This is a genomic window from Rathayibacter sp. VKM Ac-2760 (assembly GCF_009834185.1).
Taxonomy (GTDB): domain Bacteria; phylum Actinomycetota; class Actinomycetes; order Actinomycetales; family Microbacteriaceae; genus Rathayibacter.
The window spans coordinates 1,759,556-1,783,130 of the sequence record NZ_CP047173.1; the positions used below are offsets into that span (position 1 = coordinate 1,759,556).

Here is a 23,575-nt window from a genome sequence, read left to right on the forward strand (position 1 = left end):
GACCCGCTCGACCGAACCGTGATGGAACCCATGCAGACCGCTGACATCCGCAACCGCTGGCTCGACTTCTTCGGGAGCCGCGGTCACACCGTGGTCCCCTCCGCCTCCCTCGTGAGCGAGGACCCGAGCCTCCTCTTCACCGTCGCCGGCATGGTGCCCTTCGTGCCCTACCTCACCGGGGTCGTCCCCGCGCCGTACTCGCGCGCGACGAGCGTGCAGAAGTGCATCCGCACGAACGACATCGAGGAGGTCGGCAAGACCCCCCGGCACGGCACGTTCTTCCAGATGAACGGCAACTTCTCCTTCGGCGACTACTTCAAGGAGGGGGCGATCGGCTACGCCTGGGAGCTCCTCACCGGCAGCGAGAGCGACGGCAAGCTCGGCTTCGACGAGAAGGACCTCTGGGTCACGGTCTACAAGGACGACGACGAGGCCATCGCGCTGTGGAAGAAGATCGCCGGCCTGCCCGACGAGCGGATCCAGCGCCTGGACAAGGACACCAACTACTGGTCCACCGGGCAGCCCGGCCCCGCCGGTCCCTGCTCCGAGATCTTCTTCGACCGCGGCCCCGCCTACGGCATCGACGGCGGCCCGGCCACCGACGACGACCGCTACGTCGAGATCTGGAACCTGGTCTTCATGCAGTACCTGCGCGGGCAGGGCACCAGCAAGGTCGACTTCGACATCCTCGGCGAGCTGCCGAGCAAGAACATCGACACCGGCATGGGCCTCGAGCGCGTCGCGTTCCTCAAGCAGGGCGTCGAGAACATGTACGAGATCGACCAGGTGCGCCCGGTCCTCGACCGCGCCGCGGAGCTCTCCGGCCGCCGCTACGGCGCCGTGCACGAGGACGACGTGCGGATGCGCGTCATCGCCGATCACGTGCGCTCCTCGCTGATGCTGCTCTCCGACGGCGTCACGCCGTCCAACGAGGGCCGCGGCTACATCCTGCGCCGCCTGATGCGCCGCACGGTGCGCGCGATGCGCCTGCTCGGTGTCGACACCGCGACGTTCCCCGAGCTGTTCACCGCCTCCCGCGACGCGATGGCCTCGGCCTACCCGGAGGTCTCGACCGAGTTCGAGCGTCTCTCCACCAGCGCCTACGGCGAGGAGGAGGCGTTCCTGCGCACCCTCGAGGCCGGGACCGAGATCCTCGACCTCGCGGTGCTGAAGACGAAGAAGGCGGAGGCGGCCGTGCTGCCGGGCGACACCGCCTTCCTCCTGCACGACACGTTCGGCTTCCCGATCGACCTCACCCTCGAGATCGCCGAGGAGTCGGGCCTCAGCGTCGACCGCGACGCGTTCGACTCCCTGATGACCGCCCAGCGCACCCGGGCGAAGGCCGACGCGAAGTCGAAGAAGAACGCCCTGGCCGACCTCTCGGTCTACGCCGACTTCCGCGCCAAGGGCGAGACGCTCTTCACCGGCTACGACGTGCTCGACACCGAGTCCCGGATCCTCGGCCTCATCGTCGGCGGTCACGCGGTGCAGAAGGCGGTCGCCGGCGACATCGCCGAGGTCATCCTCGAGGCCACCTCGCTGTACGCCGAGTCGGGCGGCCAGGAGGCGGATGCCGGCCGCATCGTCGGCACCGGCTTCGACCTCGAGGTCCTCGACGTGCAGAAGCCGGTCAAGGGCCTGATCAGCCACAAGGTCCAGGTCGCCAGCGGCGAGGTCGGGGTCGGCGACGCCGCCACCTCCGTCGTCGACCGCGACTGGCGCCGCGGCGCGCGCCAGGCGCACTCCGGCACGCACCTCATCCACGCGGCGCTGCGCCAGGTCCTCGGCCCGCAGGCGCACCAGTCCGGCTCCTTCAACAAGGCCGGCTACCTGCGCCTCGACTTCTCCTGGAACCAGGCGCTCTCGCTCGAGACCCGCAGCGAGATCGAGGACATCGCCAACGGCGCGATCCGCGACAACCTCGAGGTCGTCACCCGCGAGCTCCCGCTCGACGAGGCCAAGGCGCTCGGCGCGATGGCGCTCTTCGGCGAGAAGTACGGCGAGGTCGTCCGCGTCGTCGACATCGGCGGCCCCTGGTCGCGCGAGCTGTGCGCCGGCACCCACGTCGGCACCTCGGCCGAGGTCGGGCTGATCAGCCTGATCAGCGAGTCGTCGGTCGGCTCGACCAACCGCCGCGTCGAGTCGCTCGTCGGCCGCGAGGCGCTGAGCGACCTGGTCGCCGAGCGCGCGCTGGTCTCGACGATCTCGTCGTCGCTGAAGACCCCGCGCGAGCAACTGCCGGACCGCATCGCCGAGCTCGTCGCGAGCTTGAAGGCCGCCGAGAAGCGGATCGCCGGCTTCGAGGCGCGCGCCCTCGCCGAGCGCGTCCCCGCCATCGCCGCCACGAAGCGCTCGATCAACGGCGTCACGATCGTCGCCGAGAACGTCGGCACGGCCGGCTCCGGCGACGAGCTGCGCTCGCTCGTGATCTCTGTGCGCGAGCGACTCGGCCAGGAGGCGGCGGTCGTCGCCCTCGCGGCCGACGTCGCCGGCAAGCCCGCCGTCATCGTCGCCACCACTCCCGCCGCCCGCGAGCTCGGCCGGAAGGCGGGCGTGCTCGCCCGCCGCGCCGCCGGCGTGCTCGGCGGCGGCGGTGGCGGCAAGGACGACCTCGCCCAGGGCGGCGGCTCGGACGTGACCGCCATCGGCGCCGCGCTCGAGGCCGTCGTCGAGGAGGCGACGCGCTAGATGGAGAGGTTCGGCGTCCGGCTCGGCATCGATGTGGGCCGCTCCCGCATCGGTGTCGCGCGCTGCGACGCCGACGGCCTCCTCGCGGTGCCGGTGGAGACGGTCGCTCGGGTCGCGGAGGCGCCCGACGGCGCGGACGTCGCCCGGATCGCGGCCCTCGCCGCCGAGTTCGGCGCGACGGCGATCGTCGTCGGCCTGCCTCTGTCGCTGTCGGGGGCCGAGACGGCCTCGACGGACGACGCCCGCGCCTTCGCGGCGCGCCTCGCCTCCGCCGTCCCGGCCGCCCCTGTGCGGCTCGTGGACGAGCGGCTCTCGACGGTGAGCGCGCAGAGCGCGCTGCACCGCTCGAGACGCAGCACCCGCGGCTCCCGCGCCGTGATCGACCAGGTCGCCGCCGTGGTGATCCTGCAGCACGCCATCGATTCCGAGCGCTCCCTCGGTTCCCCTGCCGGCTCCGCGCTCGAACCGAACGAAGGACGACCCACCCGTGACCGACGTCCCCCCGAGCCGCCGCGCCGCCCGCGCAGCCGAGGCAGATCAGCAGAGTCAGCTCCCGCACAGCCCGGAGCGGCCCCCCGCCTCTGAGGCCGACCACGAGCACGACTCGATCGACCACCTGTTCGCCGGCCCCGAGGTCGGCGCCCCGCGCGACCGCGGCGAGGCCGTCGCCGCCGCGCACCCCGAGGCCGCCCCCTCGACCCGTCGCCGCCGCGCCAAGCGCGAGAACAAGCCCCGACGCAGCCGTCGCGGACTGATCGGCGGCCTGCTCGCCTTCGGCGTCTTCGTCGCCCTCGTCGCGATCGCCGTGACGATCTTCGTCGAGCCGGTCCGCGCGCTGTTCGCCGAGCCGGAGCCGACCGACTTCACCGGCACGGGCACGAGCGAGGTCGTCTTCACGATCCACCAGGGCGACGGCGGCAGCACCATCGCCGAGAACCTCGTCGCGGACGGCGTCATCAAGTCGTACACGCCCTTCTACGAGCTGCTGTTGGCGGAGAACCCCGAGCCCGTCTTCCAGCCGGGCGCCTACTCCCTGAAGGCGGAGATGAGCGCGAAGGCGGCGCTGTCGGCGCTGCTCGACTCCGACTCGACCCGGCTCGCGAATACCTTCGTCATCCCGGAGGGCACCTCGCTCAAGGGCGCGCTGCCGCTGATCGCGGACGGCTCGGGCGTCGCCCTCGCCGACCTCGAGGCCGCGGCCGCCGACTGGGGCTCCTACGGGCTCCCCGCCGAGGCGACGAGCCTCGAGGGCTTCCTCTTCCCGGCGACCTACGACATCGACCCGGGCACCTCGGCGCACGACATCCTGCAGACGCTCGTGAACCGGATGTACCAGTCGCTCGACGCGGCGGGCGTGCCGGTCGAGAACCGCTACCGGACCGTCGTCTTCGCCTCGCTCGTCCAGCGCGAGGCCCGCGTCGCCGAGGACTTCCCGAAGGTCGCGCGCGTGTTCCAGAACCGCCTCGACCAGGGCTGGCGCCTGCAGTCGGACGCGACCGTCGCCTACGGCACCGGAGCCACCGACCGGGTGACCACGACCGACGCCGAGCGCAACGACGCGAACAACGTCTACAACACCTACCAGCGCGACGGTCTGCCACCCGCGCCGATCTCGAACCCGGGCGACGTCGCCATCCAGGCCGTGCTGCAGCCCGCGGACGGCACCTGGCTCTACTTCGTCACGGTGAACCTCGAGACCGGCGAGACGGTGTACTCGACGACCGACGCCGAGCACAACGCCGCGGTGGCGCAGTGGCAGGCATGGATGCGGGACCACCCGGAGTACCAGTGACCGCGGAGTCGGCGCCGGGCGGGCGCCGGCTGGCGGTGCTCGGCTCGCCGATCGCGCACTCGCGCTCGCCCGAGCTGCACGCGGCGGCGTACCGGGTGCTCGGGCTCGACTGGAGCTACACGGCGGTCGAGGCGACTGAGGCGACGCTCGGCGCCGTCGTCGCCGATCCGGTCGCGCTCTGGCACGGCCTGTCGTTGACGATGCCGCTCAAGCACGCGGTGCGGCCGCTGCTCGACGAGGAGGACCTGGTGGCGCGGGCGACCGGCGCCGTCAACACCCTGCTGATCGACCGCTCCGCCGGTGCGCCCCGCCTGCGCGGCTTCAACACCGACGTCGCCGGCATCGTCTGCGCGCTCGGCGAGGCGGGAGTGCACTCGGCCGAGCGCGTCGACATCCTCGGGGGAGGGGCGACCGCCGCCTCCGCCCTCGCCGCGGCGGCCGAGCTGGGCGCCGCGCGCGTCATCGTCACGCTCCGCTCACCGGAGAAGGCGGCTCCGCTGGCCGCGATCGCCGCCGCGGTCGGTGTCGCCCTCGACGTCCGCCCGTTCTCGGACTGGGACGGCGCGGACGCCGCACCGCTGCTCGTCTCGACGCTGCCGGGCGGCGCCTCCGCCGAGCTGGTCGTGCCGGACGCGGTGGTCGCGGCCTCGACGCTCTTCGATGTGGCCTACTCGCCGTGGCCGAGCCCGCTCGCGCGGCGCTGGGGGGCGGCCGGCTCGCCGGTCGTGTCCGGACTGGGGATGCTGCTGCACCAGGCGCTGCTGCAGGTGCGGGTGTTCGCCGGCGGCGACCCTGCCGTGCCGCTGCCGGACGAGGACGCGGTGCTCGCCGCGATGCGCGCGACGCTGCCGGTCGACTCCGCCGCCTGAGCCCGCGGGGCGCGAGTCCGGTGGGGCGCGTGTGCGAGAATCGGAGGATGCTCCGTTGGCTCACGGCCGGGGAATCCCACGGCCCCGAACTCGTCGCCGTCCTCGAAGGACTGCCGGCGGGTGTCCCCGTCTCCCTCGACGACGTCCGCGCCGACCTCGCCCGGCGCAAGCTCGGCTACGGTCGCGGCGCCCGGATGAAGTTCGAGCAGGACGAGCTGAACGTCTCGTCCGGCATCCGCCACGGCGCCACGACGGGCGGCCCGATCGCGCTGCGCATCGGCAACACCGAGTGGGCGCGCTGGGTCGACGTGATGGCCGCCGAGCCGCGTGACCCCGAGACGCTGCCCAAGGGCCGCGGCGCCGCGCTCACCCGCCCGCGCCCGGGCCACGCCGACCTGGTCGGCATGCAGAAGTACGGCTTCGAGGAGTCGCGCAACGTCCTCGAGCGCGCCTCGGCGCGCGAGACGGCCGCCCGCGTCGCGCTCGGCGCCGTCGCCCGCCGCTTCCTCGGCGAGCTCGGCATCACCCTGGTCAGCCACACCCTCGCGATCGGCCCCGTCCGCGTGCCGGAGGGCTCGGCCCTGCCGACCCCGGCCGACGTCGACGCGCTGGACGCCGATCCGCTGCGCTGCCACGACGCCGCGACCAGCGCGCTGATGGTGGCCGAGGTCGACCGCGCGCACGAGGACGGCGACACGCTCGGCGGCGTCGTCGAGGTGCTCGCCTACGACCTGCCGCCGGGGCTCGGCTCCTACGTGCACTGGGACCGCCGGCTCGACGCGCAGCTCGCGGCCGCACTGATGGGCATCCAGGCGATCAAGGGCGTCGAGATCGGCGACGGCTTCCTGACCACCACGCGCCGCGGCTCCGAGGCGCACGACGAGCTCTTCGCGGCCGAGGGCGGCATCGGCCGCTCCAGTGACCGCGCCGGCGGCACCGAGGGCGGCATGAGCACCGGCACGGTCCTCCGGGTCCGCGCCGGCATGAAGCCGATCGCCACCGTCCCGCACGCGCTGCGCACCGTCGACGTCGCGACCGGCGAGGCCGCCGGCGCGCACCACCAGCGCTCCGACGTCTGCGCGGTGCCCGCCTCGGGCGTCGTCGCGGAGGCGATGGTCGCGCTCGTCCTGGCGAACGCCGTGCTGGAGAAGTTCGGCGGCGACAGCATCACCGAGACCCGCCGGAACCTCCGCGGCTACCTCGACGCGATCCCCGAGGAGCTGCGCACGCTCGCCGCCAGCGACCCGGCGCTCGGACTCGTCTGATGCCCGAGCACTCACCGGAGCGGGCCCGCTGATGGCGGGTCACGATACCGGCGCGGCCCGCGCGCGCGTCGTCCTGATCGGCCCGATGGGGGCCGGCAAGACGACGATCGGCAAGCGGGTCGCGAAGGCCCTCGCGGCCGAGTTCCTCGACTCCGATGCCGAGTTCGTGCGCCGGCACGGACCGATCACCCCCTACTTCGACCTGCACGGTGAGGCGTCCTTCCGCGTGGAGGAGCGCCGGGTCGTCGAGCAGGCCGTCCGCCGCGCCGTCGTGCTGAGCCTGGGCGGGGGAGCGGTGCTCGACGAGGGCACGCGCGCCGACCTGGCCGGCGTCCCCGTCGTCCTGCTCACCACGACCGCCGAGGCCGTCCGCGACCGGCTCGGCTCCGGCCGGCCCCTGGTGCGCGGCGGCATCGCGGACTGGACGCGGATCTTCGAGTCGCGGCGGGCCGTCTACGAGTCGCTCGCCGACACCGTCGTCGACTCCTCGCGCCGGCCGATCACCACCCTCGCCGCGGAGGTGACCGCCTGGGTGCGCGAGCGCGAGGCGGCGGCCGTCGGCCCCGCTGCCAGCACCACCGAGTCCACCAGCACCACAAAACCGGCGGTCCCAACCGGCCGCCCGACCGGAAGAAGAGCATGAACGACGGCACCACCGCCCTCACCGTCACCGGAGAGAACGGCTACGACATCACCGTCGGCCGCGGACTCCTCGACGGCCTCGCCGACGCGATCGGCCCGCGAGCGGCCAAGGTGCTCATCGTGCACCCGCCGACGCTCGCGGTCCTCGCGGCCGAGATCCGGGAGAGCCTGCTCGAGCGCTACGAGGTGCTGCTCGCCGAGGTGCCCGACGCCGAGGCCGCCAAGCGCGTCGAGGTCGCCGCCTTCTGCTGGCAGGTGATGGGGCAGTCCGACTTCACCCGGACCGACGCGGTCGTCGGCTTCGGCGGCGGCGCGATCACCGACCTGGCCGGCTTCGTCGCCGCGACCTGGCTCCGCGGGGTGGACCTCGTCCAGGTGCCGACCACGGTGCTCGGCATGGTCGACGCGGCCGTCGGCGGCAAGACCGGACTCAACACGGCCGAGGGCAAGAACCTGGTCGGCGCCTTCCACGCGCCGCGCGCCGTCGTCGCCGATCTGGACGTGCTGACGAGCCTGCCGCGCAACGAGATCCTGGCCGGCTTCGGCGAGATCGTGAAGTACGGCATGATCGCCGAGCCGCGCATCCTCGACATCATCGAGTCGGACGTCGACCTCGCGACCGACCCGACGTCGGAGGAGTTCCGCAGCCTGGTCGAGCTGTCGATCGGCATCAAGGCGCGCGTGGTCAGCGAGGACTTCACCGAGAAGGGCCTGCGCGAGATCCTGAACTACGGGCACACCCTCGGCCACGCGGTCGAGCACGCCGAGCGCTACCAGTGGCGGCACGGCGCGGCCGTCTCGGTCGGCATGATGTTCGCCGCCGAGCTGTCCCGGCTGACCGGCTCGCTCAGCGACGCCGCCGTCGACCGCCAGCGCAGCGTGCTCGAGTCGCTCACTCTCCCGACGAGCTACCCGCTCGGCCGCTGGGAGACGCTGCTCGCCGCGATGCAGCGCGACAAGAAGTCGCGCGCGGGCATGCTCCGCTTCGTGGTGCTCGACGACCTGGCGCGGCCGAGCATCCTGCAGGGGCCGGAAACGTCGCTGCTGTTCGCGGCGTATCAGGAGATCGGCTCCTAGGAGCGGGTCAGCGCGGGTCCGCGCGGTCGCCGGTGAGTGCGGCCTCGCGAGCGCGGGCGTGCTCCTCGGCGCTGATCGTGCCGGCGGCGCGGAGGCGGTCGAGCTCGGCCAGGCGGTCGGTGAGCGAGGTTCCCGCCGGGCCGACGCCGTGGCGGAGGTAGCGGGCGGCCATGTCGGTCTGCATCGTGGTCGGGTCGACGCCGAGCTGCTTCGCTCGGCGGGCGTTGCGGACGATCAGGACGATCACCAGGACGAAGACGGCGACGATCACGATCGGGACGATCACGAAGACGGCGGAGTACCAGGGCGGGATGATGTTCTGGCCCGGGAGGGTCGGGGCGAAGAAGTCCGAGCGGGCCGCCGCGGAGACGATCCCGGCGTGAGCGGTGCTGAGGGTCATGCGACCTCCTCGGTCGTGGGCGTCCCTCCAGTCTGCTCCGGCTGCTCGACGCCCGCATCGTCCGGCCGGGGGAGGCCGCCCGGCCGTCCTCGGGCCGGACCGACTACACTCGATGGGTTGGCCGGATCGGCCGATCAGCAGACTTCCACGAAACGGATCCCCCTTCGCATGGCCTCTACCACCGACATCAAGAACGGCACCGTCCTCAGCATCGACGGTCAGCTCTGGAACGTCATCGACTTCCAGCACGTGAAGCCGGGCAAGGGCGGCGCGTTCGTGCGCACCAAGATGAAGAACGTGCTGACGGGCAAGGTCGTCGACAAGACCTTCAACGCCGGCGCCAAGATCGACACGGCCAACGTCGACCGTCGCGACTTCCAGTACCTCTACCGCGACGGCGCGGACTTCGTCTTCATGGACACCTCGGACTACGACCAGATCACGGTCCCGGAGGCCGTCGTCGGCGACGCCGCGAACTTCATGCTCGAGAACCAGAACCTGACCCTCGCGCTGCACGACGGCGACCCGCTCTACGTCGAGCTCCCCGCCTCCGTCGTGCTCGAGATCACCTACACCGAGCCGGGCCTGCAGGGCGACCGCTCGACCGGCGGCACCAAGCCCGCGACCGTCGAGACCGGCTACCAGATCCAGGTCCCGCTCTTCCTCGAGCAGGGCACCAAGGTCAAGGTCGACACCCGCACGGGCGACTACCTCGGCCGCGTCAGCTGAGCCGGGGCTCCCGTGAGTGCTCGGACGAAGGCGCGCAAGCGCGCCCTCGACATCCTCTACAACGCCGACGTGCGGCAGATCTCCTTCTCGGAGTCGCTGCGCTCCGAAGCGGAGCGCGCGGCCAACGAGCCGGCGCGTGAGGCCTCCTGGTTGTACGCCCGCGAGATCGTCGACGGTGTGATCGACAACGCCGACGAGATCGACGCGCTGATCGCGCGGCTCGCGAAGGGCTGGACGCTCTCGCGGATGCCGCTGGTCGACCGTGCAATCCTCCGCATCGGCGTGTGGGAGATCCTGCACAACGACGCAGTGCCGGACGGCGTCGCCATCTCCGAGGCCGTCGAGGCGGCGACCTCGCTCTCGACCGACGACTCGGCCGGCTTCATCAACGGGCTGCTCGCGTCGGTCGCGGAGTCGCGCGCGACGGCCTGATCGTCCCGTGGCCTGCGGCCCTCCGGCTCGCAGAACCTCCTCCGGCTCGCCGGACCTCCTCCGGCTTGCCGGAGACGAGCGCTTCTGCGAGCCGGAGGCGTTTCTGCGAGCCGGAGGTCGTGCGGGCGGACGCGTTCTCCGCCCGGGGCTCGGGGGATCGGCTGTGCTCCGCGAGCCGAGTGTGGTTTCGCGTGCCGGAGCTCGCGGGTGCGGAGGTTCGGCTCGTCGAATCCGGTCGGGCTCGCTGATCTCGGCGGTTTCGGCGAGCCGGGGGTGATTCCGCGTGCCGGAGGTCGCAGGCGCACAGGTTCGGCTCGTGGATTCCGGTGGGGCTCGTTGATCTCGGCCGTTTCGGCGAGCCGGGGGTGTTTTCGCGAGCCGGAGGTCGGGGTCGCCGCGGTTGGGCTCGCAGAGTCTGCTCGGGCTCGCGGGATTCGGCGGTTTCCGCGAGCCGGTGATGTTTTCGCGTGCCGGAGGTCGCGGGCGCACAGGTTCGGCTCGTGGATTCCGGTCGGGCTCGTCGATCTCGGCCGTTTCGGCGAGCCGGGGATGTTTTCGAGAGCCGGAGGTCGGGGTCGCCGCGGTTCGGCTCGCAAAGTGTGCTCGGGCTCGCGGGATTCGGCGGTTTCCGCGAGCCGGTGATGTTTTCGCGAGCCGGAGGTCGCGGGCGCCGAGATCAGGCTCGTCGATTCCGGTCGGGCTCGTCGATCTCGGCAGTTTCGGCGAGCCGGAGGTTTTTTCGCGAGCCGGAGGTCGCGAGCCGGAGGTCCTGGGCCGGACGTCTTGGGGGAGGGAGGCGGAGGTCTCGCGGGCGTGGGCAGCGGGCCGCCGCGGACCCCTATACTCGGGGAGGCATTTCCTTTAAGGCCGTCCAGAGAGACGGGGAAGGAGGTCGTTGTGACGGCACGGATCGTGCTCAGCAGCGCTGACATCACGCGGGCGCTCACGCGCATCGCTCACGAGATCCTCGAGTCGAATCGCGGCGCGGAGTCGCTGGTGATCCTCGGGATCCCGACGCGCGGGGTCGCGCTCGCGCGGCGCATCGCCGAGACGATCGCCAGGATCGAGCCCGGCGCGGAGCCGGTGTTCTCCGGCTCGCTCGATGTGACGATGTACCGCGACGACCTCGCCCACCACCCGACGCGGATGCCCGCGCGCACCGCCGTCCCGGCGAGCATCGACGGCCGGACCGTGGTCCTCGTCGACGACGTGCTCTTCTCCGGCCGCACCATCCGCGCGGCGCTCGACGCGCTCAGCGACATCGGCCGCCCGCGCGCCGTCCGGCTCGCCGCGCTGGTCGACCGCGGGCACCGAGAGCTGCCGATCCGTGCGGACTTCGTCGGCAAGAACCTGCCGAGCAGCCTCAGCGAGCGGATCAACGTCCGCCTGGTCGAGACCGACGGCGAGGATCTCGTCGCGATCGAGTCCGTCGCGACCGAGACCGCACCGGACGGGGGCACCCGATGAGGCACCTGCTCTCCACCCGCGACCTCGACCGCGCCACCGCGATCGGCCTCCTCGACATCGCCGAGGACATGTCGGACGTGCAGAACCGCGAGGTCAAGAAGCTGCCGACCCTGCGCGGGAAGACCGTGGTCAACCTCTTCTTCGAGGATTCCACCCGCACCCGCATCTCGTTCGAGGCCGCGGCGAAGCGGCTCTCGGCCGACGTCATCAACTTCAGCGCCAAGGGCTCGAGCGTCTCGAAGGGCGAGAGCCTCAAGGACACCGCGCAGACCCTCGCGGCGATGGGCGCGGACGGCGTCGTCATCCGGCACCACGCCTCCGGCGCCCCGGCCGTGCTCGCGGCGAGCGGCTGGATCGACGCCGCCATCCTCAACGCCGGCGACGGCACGCACGAGCACCCCACCCAGGCGCTGCTCGACGCCTTCACGATCCGCCGCAGGCTGCACGGGGCGGCCGCCTCGCGCGGGAAGAGCCTCGACGGCGTCGCGGTCACGATCGTCGGCGACATCCTGCACTCGCGGGTCGCCCGCTCCAACGTCTGGCTGCTGACGGCCCTCGGCGCCGAGGTCACCCTCGTCGCCCCGCCGACCCTCGTTCCGGTCGACACGCTCGACTGGCCGGCGACGATCCGCTTCGACCTCGACGACGCGATCGACTCCGGCCTGCCCGACGTGGTGATGCTGCTGCGCATCCAGCTCGAGCGGATGTCGAGCGGCTTCTTCCCCAACGGCCGCGAGTACGCGCGCATCTGGGGACTGGACGACGAGCGGCTCGCCCGCCTCGGCCCGGATACCATCGTGATGCACCCCGGACCCATGAACAGGGGCGTCGAGATCTCCTCGGCCGCCGCCGATTCGAGCCGCTCCACGGTGCTCGAGCAGGTCGCGAACGGGGTGTCCGTGCGGATGGCGGCGCTGTACCTGCTGCTGTCCGGTGAAAGGGAGGTCCTGTGATGACCGGTACGAGGATCCTCCTCTCGGGAGCGACGCTCGCCGACGAGTCGACGGCCGACGTCCTGATCGACGGTGGGACGATCGTCGAGATCGGCACCGACGTCGACTCCAGCGGCGCGCGCGTGATCGACGCCGACGGGCTCCTGGCGCTGCCGGGTCTCGTCGACCTGCACACCCACCTCCGCGAGCCCGGCTTCGAGCAGAGCGAGACCGTGCTGACCGGCACGCGCGCCGCGGCCGCGGGCGGCTTCACCGCGGTCTTCGCGATGGCGAACACCTCGCCGGTGCAGGACACGGCCGGCGTCGTCGAGCAGGTGCAGAGCCTCGGCGAGGACGCGGGCTACGCCACCGTCCGCCCGATCGGCGCGGTCACGGTCGGCCTCGCGGGGGAGTCGCTCGCCGAGCTCGGCGCGATGGCCCGCAGCCGAGCCGCCGTGCGCGTGTTCTCGGACGACGGCAAGTGCGTCTCGGACGCCCTGCTGATGCGCCGCGCGCTGGAGTACGTGAAGGCCTTCGACGGCGTCGTCGCCCAGCACGCGCAGGAGCCGCGGCTCACCGTCGGCGCGCAGATGAACGAGGGCGCGGTCTCGAGCGCGCTCGGCCTGCAGGGCTGGCCGGCCGTGGCGGAGGAGGCGATCATCGCCCGCGACGTGCTGCTGGCCGAGCACGTCGGCTCCCGCCTGCACGTCTGTCACGTCTCGACCGCCGGCTCCGTCGACGTGATCCGCTGGGCCAAGGCCCGCGGCATCGACGTGACGGCCGAGGTCACCCCGCACCACCTGCTCCTCTCCGAGCAGCTGATCGCCGGAGTCGACGGCGCCGCCGGATACGACGCCCGCTACAAGGTCAACCCGCCGCTGCGCCGCGACGAGGACGTGCTCGCCCTCCGCGAGGCCCTCGCCGACGGCACCATCGACATCGTCGCCACCGACCACGCCCCGCACCCGGTCGAGGCGAAGGACTGCGAGTGGGACGCCGCCGCGTTCGGCATGGTCGGCCTCGAGAGCGCCCTCAGCGTCGTGCACGCCGCGGTGGTCGAGGACGGCCGGCTGAGCTGGGCGGACGTCGCCCGCGTGCTCTCCTCCGCCCCCGCGCGGATCGGCCGGCTCGACGGCTACCAGCACGGCCTCGCCGTCGGCGCGAGCGCGAACGTGGTCCTCTACGACCCCGAGGTGCGCCGCCGCTTCTCCACCGGCGACCTCCGCGGCCGCAGCACGAACTCGCCCTACCTCGGTCGCGAGCTGCCGGGCCGCGTCGTCGCGACGCTGCACCGCGGCGTGCCGACCGTCCTCGACGGCGAGCTCGTCGACGCGGCGACCGTCGCCGCGGCAGCGAGGAGCGCCCGTGGATAGGTCCGCCATCGCGATCGTCATCGGGGCGGTCGTCGTCCTCGTCTTCGTCGGGATGGCCCTGTCCTGGCGCGCCCGCCGCCGCCGCTCGGCGAGCCTCGCCCCCGAGGCCGTGCCCGCCGCGTCGCTCGGCGCCGAGCGCGAGGCCGTCGAGCTGCCCTACGTCGCGACCACCCGGTTCGAGCAGCCGCTCGAGCGCGTGGTGCTGCCGGGCCTCGGCTTCCGCGGCCGGGCGACCCTGCGCCTGCACGAGCGCGGCGTCGTGATCGCGCCGGTCGGCGAGCGCGAGACCGTGATCCCCGCGGCGCTCCTGCGCGGAGCCGGCGAGGGCTCCTACGCCATCGACCGCGCGGTCGAGCAGGGCGGCCTGCTGGTGATCTCCTGGTCTCCGCGCGGCGAGGAGGTCGTCGACAGCTACCTCCGCGTCGCCGAGCCGGCCCTCCGACGACGCCTGGTCGACGAGCTCCGCCGGCTCACCGGCCCCGATTCCTCCCCCTCCCACCCCGGATCCGCCGACGGCGGCTCCGACTCGACCCAGAAGGGCTCCTAGTCCGTGCCAACCACACGCCTCAGCACCGAACCCACCGCCGTCCTCGTCCTCGAGGACGGGCGACGATTCTCGGGTCAGGCCTACGGCGCACGCGGCCGCACGCTCGGTGAGATCGTCTTCGCGACCGGCATGACCGGCTACCAGGAGACCCTGACCGACCCGTCCTACGCCGGTCAGATCGTCGTGCAGACCGCCCCGCACATCGGCAACACCGGGATGAACAGCGAGGACGAGGAGTCGCGCCGCATCTGGGTCGCCGGCTACGTCGTCCGCGACCCCTCCCGCGTGGTCTCGAACTTCCGCTCGCAGCGCTCGCTCGACGACGACCTGGAGAAGGACGGCATCGTCGGCATCTCCGGCGTCGACACCCGCGCGATCACCCGGCACATCCGCTCGGTCGGCTCGATGCGCTCCGGTGTGTTCTCCGGCGAGGACCTGGCCCTCCCCGAGGAGGAGCAGCTCGCGCTGGTCCTCGGCGGCGCGCAGATGGCGGGGCTGAACCTCTCGTCCTCCGTCTCCACCGAGGAGCGCTACACCGTGCCCGCTCAGGGCGAGCGCGTCGGCTCCGTCGCCGTGATCGACCTCGGCGTGAAGACCTCGACGGTCAACTACCTGTCCGAGCGCGGCTTCGACGTGCACGTGCTGCCCGAGTCGACGACCGCCGAGCAGGTGCTCGCGCTCGAGCCCTCCGCGCTGTTCTTCTCCAACGGACCCGGCGACCCCGAGGCCTCCGACCGCCACGTCGACCTGCTGCGCACCACGCTGCGCGCCGACCTGCCGTTCTTCGGCATCTGCTTCGGCAACCAGCTGCTCGGCCGCGCGCTCGGCTTCGGCACCTACAAGCTGCCGTTCGGCCACCGCGGGATCAACCAGCCGGTGCTCGACAAGCTGACCGGCCGGGTCGAGATCACCTCGCAGAACCACGGCTTCGCGGTCGACGCGCCGATCGACGGCGAGCTCGACTCGCCCGAGGGCTTCGGCCGGGTCGAGGTCAGCCACTACAGCCTCAACGACTCGGTCGTCGAGGGGCTGCGCTGCCTCGACATCCCCGCGTTCTCGGTGCAGTACCACCCGGAGGCGGCGGCCGGTCCGCACGACTCCAACCACCTCTTCGACCGCTTCCGCGCCATGGTCGTGCAGCGCACGGCCGAGCAGGGCGGCGCCGAGCCGGCCACCGCGGGCTCCATCGACACCGACACCACCGCCTCGACCACCACCGCCGCGACCAACGGAGAGCAGCAGTAATGCCCCGCAGGGAAGACATCAGAAGCGTCCTCGTCATCGGCTCCGGCCCGATCGTGATCGGCCAGGCGGTCGAGTTCGACTACTCGGGCACCCAGGCCTGCCGCGTCCTGCGCGAGGAGGGCGTTCGCGTCATCCTCGTCAACTCGAACCCGGCGACGATCATGACCGACCCCGACTTCGCCGACGCGACCTACGTCGAGCCGATCACCCCGAAGGCGATCGAGGCGATCATCGCCAAGGAGCGCCCCGACGCGATCCTGCCGACCCTCGGCGGCCAGACCGCGCTCAACGCCGCGATCCAGCTGCACGACCTCGGGATCCTGGAGAAGTACGACGTCGAGCTGATCGGCGCGAGCTTCGAGGCGATCAACCGCGGCGAGGACCGCCAGATCTTCAAGCAGCTCGTGCTCGACGCGGGCGCCGACGTCGCGAAGTCGTACATCGCGCACACCGTCGAGGAGGCGATCGGCTTCGCCGAGGACCTCGGCTACCCGCTAGTCATCCGCCCGTCCTTCACCATGGGCGGCCTCGGCTCCGGCTTCGCGCACTCGGTCGACGAGCTCGTGCGGATGGTCGGCGACGGCCTGCACCAGAGCCCCACCACCGAGGTGCTCCTGGAGGAGTCGATCCTCGGCTGGAAGGAGTACGAGCTCGAGCTGATGCGCGACACGGCCGACAACACGGTCGTCGTCTGCTCGATCGAGAACGTCGACCCGGTCGGTGTGCACACCGGCGACTCGATCACGGTCGCCCCGGCGCTGACCCTGACCGACCGCGAGTACCAGAAGCTGCGCGACATCGGGATCCGGATCATCCGCGACGTGGGCGTGGACACCGGCGGCTGCAACATCCAGTTCGCGATCGACCCCGCCGACGGCCGGATCATCGTGATCGAGATGAACCCGCGCGTCTCGCGCTCCTCGGCGCTGGCGTCGAAGGCGACCGGCTTCCCGATCGCCAAGATCGCCGCGAAGCTCGCGATCGGCTACCGCCTCGACGAGATCCCGAACGACATCACCAAGGTGACGCCGGCGAGCTTCGAGCCGACCCTCGACTACGTCGTGGTCAAGGTGCCGCGCTTCGCCTTCGAGAAGTTCCCCGCCGCCGACAAGACGCTGACCACGACCATGAAGTCGGTCGGCGAGGCGATGGCGATCGGCCGCAACTACGCGCAGGCGCTGCAGAAGGCGCTCCGCTCGCTGGAGAAGCGCGGCTCGTCCTTCCACTGGGGCGACCAGTCGCGCTCGGTCGAGGAGCTGCTCGAGATCGCGAAGACCCCGACCGACGGCCGCATCGTCACGGTGCAGCAGGCGCTGCGCCTCGGCGCGAGCGTCGAGCAGGCCTTCGAGGCGACCAAGATCGACCCCTGGTTCCTCGACCAGATCGTGCTGATCAACGAGATCGCCGAGCTGGTGCGCGAGCACGACGGCCTCGACGCCGGCGTCCTGCGACTGGCGAAGGACCACGGCTTCTCCGACGTGCAGATCGCGCAGCTGCGCGGTCTCGACGAGGCCGAGGTGCGCCGCACCCGCTACGACCTCGCCGTCCGCCCGGTCTACAAGACGGTCGACACCTGTGCCGGCGAGTTCCCCGCGCTCACGCCGTACCACTACTCCTCCTACGACGAGGAGACCGAGGTCGTCGCGGCCGACCGCCGCAAGGTCGTCATCCTCGGCTCCGGCCCGAACCGCATCGGCCAGGGCGTCGAGTTCGACTACTCCTGCGTGCACGCGTCGTTCGCGCTCTCGGCCGCCGGGTTCGAGACGATCATGATCAACTGCAACCCCGAGACGGTCTCGACCGACTACGACACCTCCGACCGCCTGTACTTCGAGCCGCTGACGCTCGAGGACGTGCTCGAGGTCATCCACGCGGAGTCGCAGTCCGGCGAGCTGGTCGGCGTCGTCGTGCAGCTGGGCGGCCAGACCGCGCTCGGCCTCGCCGCCGGGCTCGAGGCCGAGGGCGTGCCGATCCTCGGCACCACGCCCGCCAACATCGACCTCGCGGAGGAGCGCGGCGCGTTCTCCCGCATCCTCGACGAGGCGGGCCTGCTCGCCCCGCGCAACGGCACGGCGATCGACCTCGACGGCGCCCTCGCGGTCGCGGTCGAGATCGGCTACCCCGTGCTCGTCCGCCCGTCGTTCGTCCTCGGCGGCCGCGGCATGGAGATCGTCTACGGCTCCCCGCAGCTCGAGGACTACTTCGCCCGGATGGCCGACGAGGGCATCATCGACGCGACGCACCCGCTGCTGGTCGATCGCTTCCTCGACGACGCGATCGAGATCGACGTCGACGCGCTCTACGACGGCGAGCAGCTCTACATCGGCGGCGTGATGGAGCACATCGAGGAGGCCGGCATCCACTCCGGCGACTCGGCCTGCACCCTGCCGCCGGTCACTCTCGGCCGCCAGCAGATCGACAAGGTCCGCGAGGCGACCCTCGCCATCGCCGAGGGCGTCGGCGTCCGCGGACTGCTCAACGTGCAGTTCGCGATCGGCCAGGGCGTGCTCTACGTCCTGGAGGCGAACCCGCGCGCCTCGCGCACCGTCCCGTTCGTCTCGAAGGCGCTCGGCATCCCGCTCGCGAAGGCCGCCTCGCGCCTGATGGTCGGCGAGACGATCGCCGAGCTCAAGGCCGAGGGACTGCTGCCCGAGCGCGACGGCTCCGACGTGCCGATGGACTCGCCGATCGCGGTGAAGGAGGCGGTGCTGCCGTTCAAGCGCTTCCGCACCAAGGAGGGCAAGATCGTCGACTCGCTGCTCGGCCCCGAGATGCGCTCGACCGGCGAGGTGATGGGCATCGACCGCGACTTCCCCCGGGCGTTCGCGAAGAGCCAGGAGGCGGCCTACGGCGGCATGCCCGCGAGCGGCACCGTCTTCATCTCGGTCGCCGACCGCGACAAGCGCTCGATCGTGCTGCCGGCGCTGCGCCTGCGCCAGCTCGGCTTCGAGATCCTCGCCACCGAGGGCACGGCCGAGGTGCTCAACCGCAACGGCATCCAGGCCCGGGTCGTCCGCAAGTACAGCGAGGAGGCCGTCGACGACGCGCCCTCGATCGTGGAGCTGGTCAACCGCGACCAGGTCGACGTCGTGATCAACACGCCGAGCGGCGGCGCCTCGCGCGCCGACGGCTACGAGATCCGCGCCGCCGCGGTCGCCGCGGACAAGCCGCTGTTCACCACCATCGCCCAGCTCGCCGCGGCCGTCGCCTCGCTCGACGCCGGGGCCGAGCCGTTCGAGGTGACCAGCCTGCAGGACTACGCGCTGCGCCGGGCGGAGCGCACGGCGTGACCGCGGCCGCGGTGCCGGGCGCCGACTCGTTCGGCGCCCGGCTCGAGGCCGCCTTCGACGCGTTCGGGCAGCTCTGCGTGGGGATCGATCCGCACGCGTTCCTGCTCGACGCCTGGGGTCTGGAGGACAGCGCGGCGGGACTGGAGTCGTTCGGCCGGCGCGTCGTCGAGGCGTCGGCCGGCCGGGTCGGCCTGGTCAAGCCGCAGGTCGCGTTCTTCGAGCGGCACGGCTCGGCGGGCTACGCGGCGCTCGAGCGGGTCCTCGCGGACGCGCGCGCCGCGGGGCTGCTGGTGATCGCGGACGCAAAGCGCGGCGACATCGGCACGAGCGTCACGGCCTACGCCGAGGCCTGGCTCCGCCCGGGCTCCCCGCTCGAGGCCGACGCGATGACCGCCGCCGCCTACCAGGGCGTCGGCTCGCTCGAGGGCATGCTCGCGCTGGCGGAGGAGGCGGGCAAGGGCGTCTTCGTCCTCGCCGCGACCTCCAACGCCGAGGCGCGGCCGGTGCAGCGCGCTCTGCTCCAGGACGGCCCGGCGGCCGGCTCGACCGTGGCGCACGCGGTGCTGGCCGACGTGGCATCCTGGAACGCGGGACACGCGCGCTCGTCGATCGGCTCGGTCGGCGTCGTGCTCGGGGCCACGGTCGCGCTCGGCGACTACGGCATCGGCACGGGCGCTCCGCTCCGCCCCGCACTGCCGGTGCTGGCCCCGGGCTTCGGCCACCAGGGCGCGGACACGGCCGATGCGGAGCGGCTGTTCGGGGCACTGGCCGCCTCGACGATCGTGAGCGAATCGCGCAGTGTCCTCGGCGCCGGCCCCGACGGGATCGCCGCCGAGATCGACCGCCGAGCCGCACACCTCCAGGAGACCCTTGTCCGCTGAAGCCGTCAGCCCGCTCGATCCCGACGCCGGTGCGCCCCTCGCGGGCGGCCCGGCCGCCGGGGCGCGCCGCCCCTCGCCGCCCGAGGTCGATCGCCGCGCCGCCTCCGAGGCCGCGATCGCCGCGCGACGCGCCCGTGCCCTCGTCAAGAAGGCCGTCGCCGCGGGCGAGCGCCCCCGCCACCACCGTGCTCGCCGCCGCGCAGGAGGACCCGGCCGGCGTCGAGGGCCGGATGCGCGTCAGCGAGCTGCTGCGCGCCGTCCCCGCCCTCGGCGTGGTCAAGACGCCGCGGGTGATGGAGCAGCTGGGCATCGCCCCGTCCAAGCGCCTGGGCGGTCTCGGCCGGCGCCAGGTCGAGGGCCTCGGCGCCTTCCTCGAGCAGCGCGAGTCGCGCCAGCGCCGCGGCGAGCGCAACCGCCTCGTCGTCCTGGCCGGTCCGACCGCGGTCGGCAAGGGCACCGTCTCCACCTACATCCGCGAGAACTACCCCGAGGTGCTCCTCTCCGTCTCGGCGACCACCCGCGCCCCGCGCCCGGGCGAGATCGACGGCGTCAGCTACTACTTCGTCGACGACGCCGAGTTCGACCGCATGGTCGAGGCGGGGGAGTTCCTCGAGTACGCGACGGTGCACAACGCCTACCGCTACGGCACGCCGCGCGGGCCGATCGACGCGGCCCTCGCCGCCGGCCGCCAGGTCATGCTCGAGATCGACATCCAGGGCGCGCGGCAGGTGCGCGAGCGGATGAACGACGCCCGGCTGGTCTTCCTCCTGCCGCCCAGCTGGGACGAGCTGGTGCGCCGGCTGGTCGGCCGCGGCACCGAGAGCCCGGAGGAGCAGCAGCGCCGGCTCGCCACCGCGAAAGTCGAGCTGGCGGCGCAGGACGAGTTCGATTTCGCCGTCGTGAACAGCACCGTGCCCGAAGCGGCCCGCGAGGTCGTAGAATTGATGTCGCCTCGCTCCGACAGCACGCCCGCCGACCCGGGTCGCTGAGACCGAGACCACCGACCACCTCCGGGCCTTGCCCCGATCGCCCTCCCCGGTGATCGCGCGCCGTGCCGCTCCGGAGCCGCAGATCGGCGCTTCGCGCCCCGCTAGGAGACACCATGGCCAACAACCTCGGCATCATCGACCCGCCCATCGACGAGCTGCTCTCGAAGGTCGACTCGAAGTACGCGCTCGTCATCTTCGCCTCCAAGCGCGCGCGCCAGATCAACGACTACTACGCCGACCTGCACGAGGGCAGCCTCTTCGACAACGTCGGCCCGCTGGTCGACTCGACCATCGACGACAAGCCGCTCTCGGTCGCCCTGCACGAGATCAACGAGGACAAGCTCGTCGCGCGTCCCGTCGCCGAGCCCCTCGACGACTAGCACCCGACGGGTCCGCTCCCCGGGATGCGTGCATCGAGAAGGGCCGCACCGCGGCTGAACGTCGTCGTCGGCATCACCGGCGGCATCGCCGCGTACAAGGCGGTGGGCGTCGTGCGCGCGCTGGTCCTGGAGGGCCACGACGTGCACGTCGTCGCCACCGAGGCGGCGCTGCGCTTCGTCGGGAAGCCGACGCTCGAGGCGATCTCGCGGAACGCGGTGCACACCGAGCTCTACGAGGGCGTCGCCGAGGTGCGGCACGTGGCGATCGGCCAGGCGGCCGACCTGATCGTGATCGCCCCCGCGACCGCGCACACCCTGGCCAAGCTCGCCACCGGCCTCGCCGACGACCTGCTCGGCAACACCGTGCTCGCCAGCACGGCGCCGCTCGTCGTCGCCCCGGCGATGCACACCGAGATGTGGGCGAACGCGGCCACCGTCGCCAACGTCGCGACCCTGCGCTCCCGCGGCGTCCACGTGGTCGGCCCAGCGGTCGGCCGGCTCACCGGCGCCGACTCGGGCCCGGGCCGGATGGAGGAGCCCGCGACGATCGTCGCCGAGGCCCTCGCCGTCCAGGCCCGCGCGGCCGGCGCGCGGCGCGATCTCGAGGGCCTGCGCGTCCTCGTCACCGCCGGCGGCACGCGCGAGCCGCTCGACCCGGTCCGCTTCGTCGGCAACCGCTCCAGCGGACGCCAGGGCGTCGCGCTCGCCGTCGCGGCCGCCGCCCGCGGGGCGCACGTCACCGTCCTCGCCGCGAACCTCGACATCGAGGCGCCCCGCGGCGTCGAGGTGATCGCGGTCGGCACCGCGCTCGAGCTGCGCGAGGCGGCGCTCACCGCCGCCCGCGACGCGGACATCGTGATCATGGCCGCGGCCGTCGCCGACTACCGGCCCGCCTCCGTCGCGGAGTCGAAGATCAAGAAGGAGCAGCAGGGCGACCGCCTCGTCCTCGAGCTCGTGAAGAACCCGGACATCCTGGCCGAGCTGTCGGTCGGCAGGACGGACGGCCAGCTGATCGTCGGCTTCGCCGCCGAGACCGAGCCGGACCGCGAGGCGATGCTCGCGCTCGGTCGCGCCAAGATCGCCCGCAAGGGCTGCGACCTGCTCGTCCTCAACAGGGTCGGCTGGACCGAGGGTTTCCAGAGCGACAGCAACAGCGTCGCGGTCCTCGATCGGGCCGGAGATATAGTGATCGAGGCTTCCGGCAGCAAGGCGTCGGTCGCCGATCGCGTCCTCGACGTGGTCGCGCGCTAGGGCGTCTCCCTGGCCCGGTCCGCTCCCGGTCAGTGGGCGAGCCCGGTGCGGGACTGCACCGGATCGAGACATCCGGCAGCCGCGCCGGAACGGAATGAGACGTTCGACATGACCTCCGGTCCCCTCCGCCTGTTCACCTCCGAGTCCGTGACCGAGGGTCACCCCGACAAGATCTGCGACCAGATCTCGGACCGCATCCTGGACGCGCTGCTGCGGGAGGACCCGCACAGCCGCGTCGCCGTCGAGACCCTGGTGACCACCGGTCTCGTCCACGTCGCGGGCGAGGTCTCCACCGAGGGCTACGTCGAGATCCCCGCGATCGTGCGCGACACGATCGTCGAGATCGGCTACGACTCCTCGCTCAAGGGCTTCGACGGGCGCTCCTGCGGCGTCTCGGTGTCGATCGGCCAGCAGTCGCCCGAGATCGCGGCGGGGGTCGACACGGCGCTCGAGGTGCGCGGGGACGGTGCGGACGACGACGCCTTCGACCGCCAGGGCGCCGGCGACCAGGGGCTGATGTTCGGCTTCGCGACCGACGAGACGCCCGAGTACATGCCGCTGCCGAGCTGGCTCTCGCACCGCCTGGCCGAGCGCCTCGCCGAGGTCCGCAAGTCGGGCGAGCTCGACTACCTCCGGCCCGACGGCAAGACGCAGGTCACCATCGGCTACGACGGCACCACGCCGGCCACCATCGACACGGTCGTCCTCTCCACCCAGCACGCCGAGCACGTGAGCACCGCGACGATCCACGCCGACATCGAGGAGCACGTGATCCGTCCCGTCCTCGAGCGGGTCGAGCTCGACTCCTCCGCCGTGCGCCTGCTGATCAACCCCTCCGGCCGCTTCGAGATCGGCGGCCCGCAGGGCGACGCCGGGCTCACCGGGCGCAAGATCATCGTCGACACCTACGGCGGAGCCGCGCGCCACGGCGGCGGCGCCTTCTCGGGCAAGGACCCGTCGAAGGTCGACCGCTCCGCCGCCTACGCCATGCGCTGGGTCGCGAAGAACGCGGTCGCCGCGGGCCTCGCCCGCCGGATGGAGGTGCAGGTCGCCTACGCGATCGGCAAGGCCGCCCCGGTCGGCCTCTACGTCGAGACCTTCGGCACCGGCACGCTGCCCGACGAGCAGATCACCGAGGCGATCCGCTCGGTCTTCGACCTGCGTCCCGCCGCGATCATCCACGCGCTCGACCTGCTCCGCCCGATCTACTCGCAGACCTCGGTCTACGGGCACTTCGGCCGCGAGCTGCCCGACTTCACCTGGGAGCGCCTCGACCGCGTCGACGACCTCCGCTCCGCCGCGGGTCTCTCGTAGGCGCCGCCGCGG

The 23,575-nt window shown here is 72.4% G+C and carries 19 protein-coding genes and 2 pseudogenes; 20 read left to right on the plus strand and 1 reads right to left on the minus strand.

Features of this window, described 5'->3' with window-relative positions; all coding sequences use genetic code 11:
* Positions 1-30 precede the first annotated feature (30 nt).
* From alaS to aroB, 7 genes and pseudogenes are all read left to right on the plus strand, one after another.
* On the plus strand, positions 31-2,688 hold the full coding sequence (gene alaS, locus GSU72_RS07955; RefSeq protein ID WP_159984536.1) for an alanine--tRNA ligase: 2,658 nt from the start codon (positions 31-33) through the stop codon (positions 2,686-2,688).
* A pseudogene (gene ruvX / locus GSU72_RS07960) lies at positions 2,689-3,150 on the plus strand (Holliday junction resolvase RuvX); the annotation flags it as partial.
* Between the two features lie 25 nt (positions 3,151-3,175).
* Positions 3,176-4,480: an endolytic transglycosylase MltG gene (gene mltG, locus GSU72_RS07965; RefSeq protein ID WP_244256043.1), complete on the plus strand. Its 1,305-nt coding sequence runs from the start codon at positions 3,176-3,178 to the stop codon at positions 4,478-4,480.
* A complete protein-coding gene (locus GSU72_RS07970; RefSeq protein WP_244256044.1) occupies positions 4,477-5,349 on the plus strand; it encodes a shikimate dehydrogenase in 873 nt (290 codons plus the stop codon). The genes mltG and GSU72_RS07970 overlap by 4 nt, the downstream gene beginning before the upstream one ends.
* Positions 5,350-5,396: 47 nt before the next feature.
* On the plus strand, positions 5,397-6,614 hold the full coding sequence (gene aroC / locus GSU72_RS07975; RefSeq protein ID WP_159984539.1) for a chorismate synthase: 1,218 nt from the start codon (positions 5,397-5,399) through the stop codon (positions 6,612-6,614).
* Positions 6,615-6,645: 31 nt separating this feature from the next.
* Entirely contained in the window at positions 6,646-7,257 is a 612-nt protein-coding gene (locus GSU72_RS07980; protein WP_159984540.1) for a shikimate kinase, read from the plus strand.
* A complete protein-coding gene (gene aroB / locus GSU72_RS07985; RefSeq protein ID WP_159984541.1) occupies positions 7,254-8,333 on the plus strand; it encodes a 3-dehydroquinate synthase in 1,080 nt (359 codons plus the stop codon). Before GSU72_RS07980 ends, aroB begins: the two co-directional genes overlap by 4 nt.
* A gap of 7 nt (positions 8,334-8,340) precedes the next feature.
* On the opposite strand, the gene GSU72_RS07990 is transcribed toward aroB, so the two are convergent.
* Positions 8,341-8,733, minus strand: coding sequence for a hypothetical protein (locus tag GSU72_RS07990; RefSeq protein WP_159984542.1), 393 nt, complete (start codon positions 8,731-8,733; stop codon positions 8,341-8,343).
* A gap of 168 nt (positions 8,734-8,901) precedes the next feature.
* On the opposite strand from GSU72_RS07990, the gene efp reads away from it, so the two are divergent.
* The 13 genes and pseudogenes from efp (at position 8,902) to metK (ending at position 23,563) form a co-directional block, all read left to right on the plus strand.
* Complete coding sequence (gene efp / locus GSU72_RS07995; protein ID WP_123446216.1) at positions 8,902-9,462, plus strand: elongation factor P; 561 nt, start codon at positions 8,902-8,904, stop codon at positions 9,460-9,462.
* A 12-nt stretch (positions 9,463-9,474) separates the two neighbouring features.
* On the plus strand, positions 9,475-9,894 hold the full coding sequence (nusB, locus tag GSU72_RS08000; RefSeq protein ID WP_159984543.1) for a transcription antitermination factor NusB: 420 nt from the start codon (positions 9,475-9,477) through the stop codon (positions 9,892-9,894).
* Between the two features lie 897 nt (positions 9,895-10,791).
* Positions 10,792-11,361 carry a bifunctional pyr operon transcriptional regulator/uracil phosphoribosyltransferase PyrR gene (gene pyrR / locus GSU72_RS08005; protein ID WP_159984544.1) on the plus strand — a complete coding sequence of 190 codons (570 nt, stop codon included), beginning with the start codon at positions 10,792-10,794 and terminating at the stop codon, positions 11,359-11,361.
* Positions 11,358-12,314 carry an aspartate carbamoyltransferase catalytic subunit gene (locus tag GSU72_RS08010; RefSeq protein ID WP_123704396.1) on the plus strand — a complete coding sequence of 319 codons (957 nt, stop codon included), beginning with the start codon at positions 11,358-11,360 and terminating at the stop codon, positions 12,312-12,314. The genes pyrR and GSU72_RS08010 overlap by 4 nt, the downstream gene beginning before the upstream one ends.
* Positions 12,314-13,666: a dihydroorotase gene (locus GSU72_RS08015; protein ID WP_159984545.1), complete on the plus strand. Its 1,353-nt coding sequence runs from the start codon at positions 12,314-12,316 to the stop codon at positions 13,664-13,666. Before GSU72_RS08010 ends, GSU72_RS08015 begins: the two co-directional genes overlap by 1 nt.
* On the plus strand, positions 13,659-14,213 hold the full coding sequence (locus tag GSU72_RS08020) for a hypothetical protein (RefSeq protein ID WP_159984546.1): 555 nt from the start codon (positions 13,659-13,661) through the stop codon (positions 14,211-14,213). The genes GSU72_RS08015 and GSU72_RS08020 overlap by 8 nt, the downstream gene beginning before the upstream one ends.
* Before the next feature lie 3 nt (positions 14,214-14,216).
* Entirely contained in the window at positions 14,217-15,458 is a 1,242-nt protein-coding gene (gene carA, locus GSU72_RS08025) for a glutamine-hydrolyzing carbamoyl-phosphate synthase small subunit (RefSeq protein WP_159984547.1), read from the plus strand.
* Complete coding sequence (carB, locus tag GSU72_RS08030) at positions 15,458-18,748, plus strand: carbamoyl-phosphate synthase large subunit (RefSeq protein ID WP_159984548.1); 3,291 nt, start codon at positions 15,458-15,460, stop codon at positions 18,746-18,748. The genes carA and carB overlap by 1 nt, the downstream gene beginning before the upstream one ends.
* A complete protein-coding gene (gene pyrF, locus GSU72_RS08035; RefSeq protein WP_208545166.1) occupies positions 18,745-19,629 on the plus strand; it encodes an orotidine-5'-phosphate decarboxylase in 885 nt (294 codons plus the stop codon). The genes carB and pyrF overlap by 4 nt, the downstream gene beginning before the upstream one ends.
* A 115-nt stretch (positions 19,630-19,744) precedes the next feature.
* Positions 19,745-20,618 (plus strand): annotated as a pseudogene (gmk, locus tag GSU72_RS08040) (guanylate kinase).
* 113 nt (positions 20,619-20,731) lie between these two features.
* A complete protein-coding gene (rpoZ, locus tag GSU72_RS08045) occupies positions 20,732-20,998 on the plus strand; it encodes a DNA-directed RNA polymerase subunit omega (RefSeq protein WP_159984549.1) in 267 nt (88 codons plus the stop codon).
* Between the two features lie 24 nt (positions 20,999-21,022).
* On the plus strand, positions 21,023-22,249 hold the full coding sequence (coaBC, locus tag GSU72_RS08050) for a bifunctional phosphopantothenoylcysteine decarboxylase/phosphopantothenate--cysteine ligase CoaBC (protein WP_159984550.1): 1,227 nt from the start codon (positions 21,023-21,025) through the stop codon (positions 22,247-22,249).
* A gap of 108 nt (positions 22,250-22,357) precedes the next feature.
* Positions 22,358-23,563, plus strand: a complete 1,206-nt coding sequence (gene metK / locus GSU72_RS08055; RefSeq protein WP_159984551.1) for a methionine adenosyltransferase — start codon at positions 22,358-22,360, stop codon at positions 23,561-23,563.
* Positions 23,564-23,575: the final 12 nt, after the last annotated feature.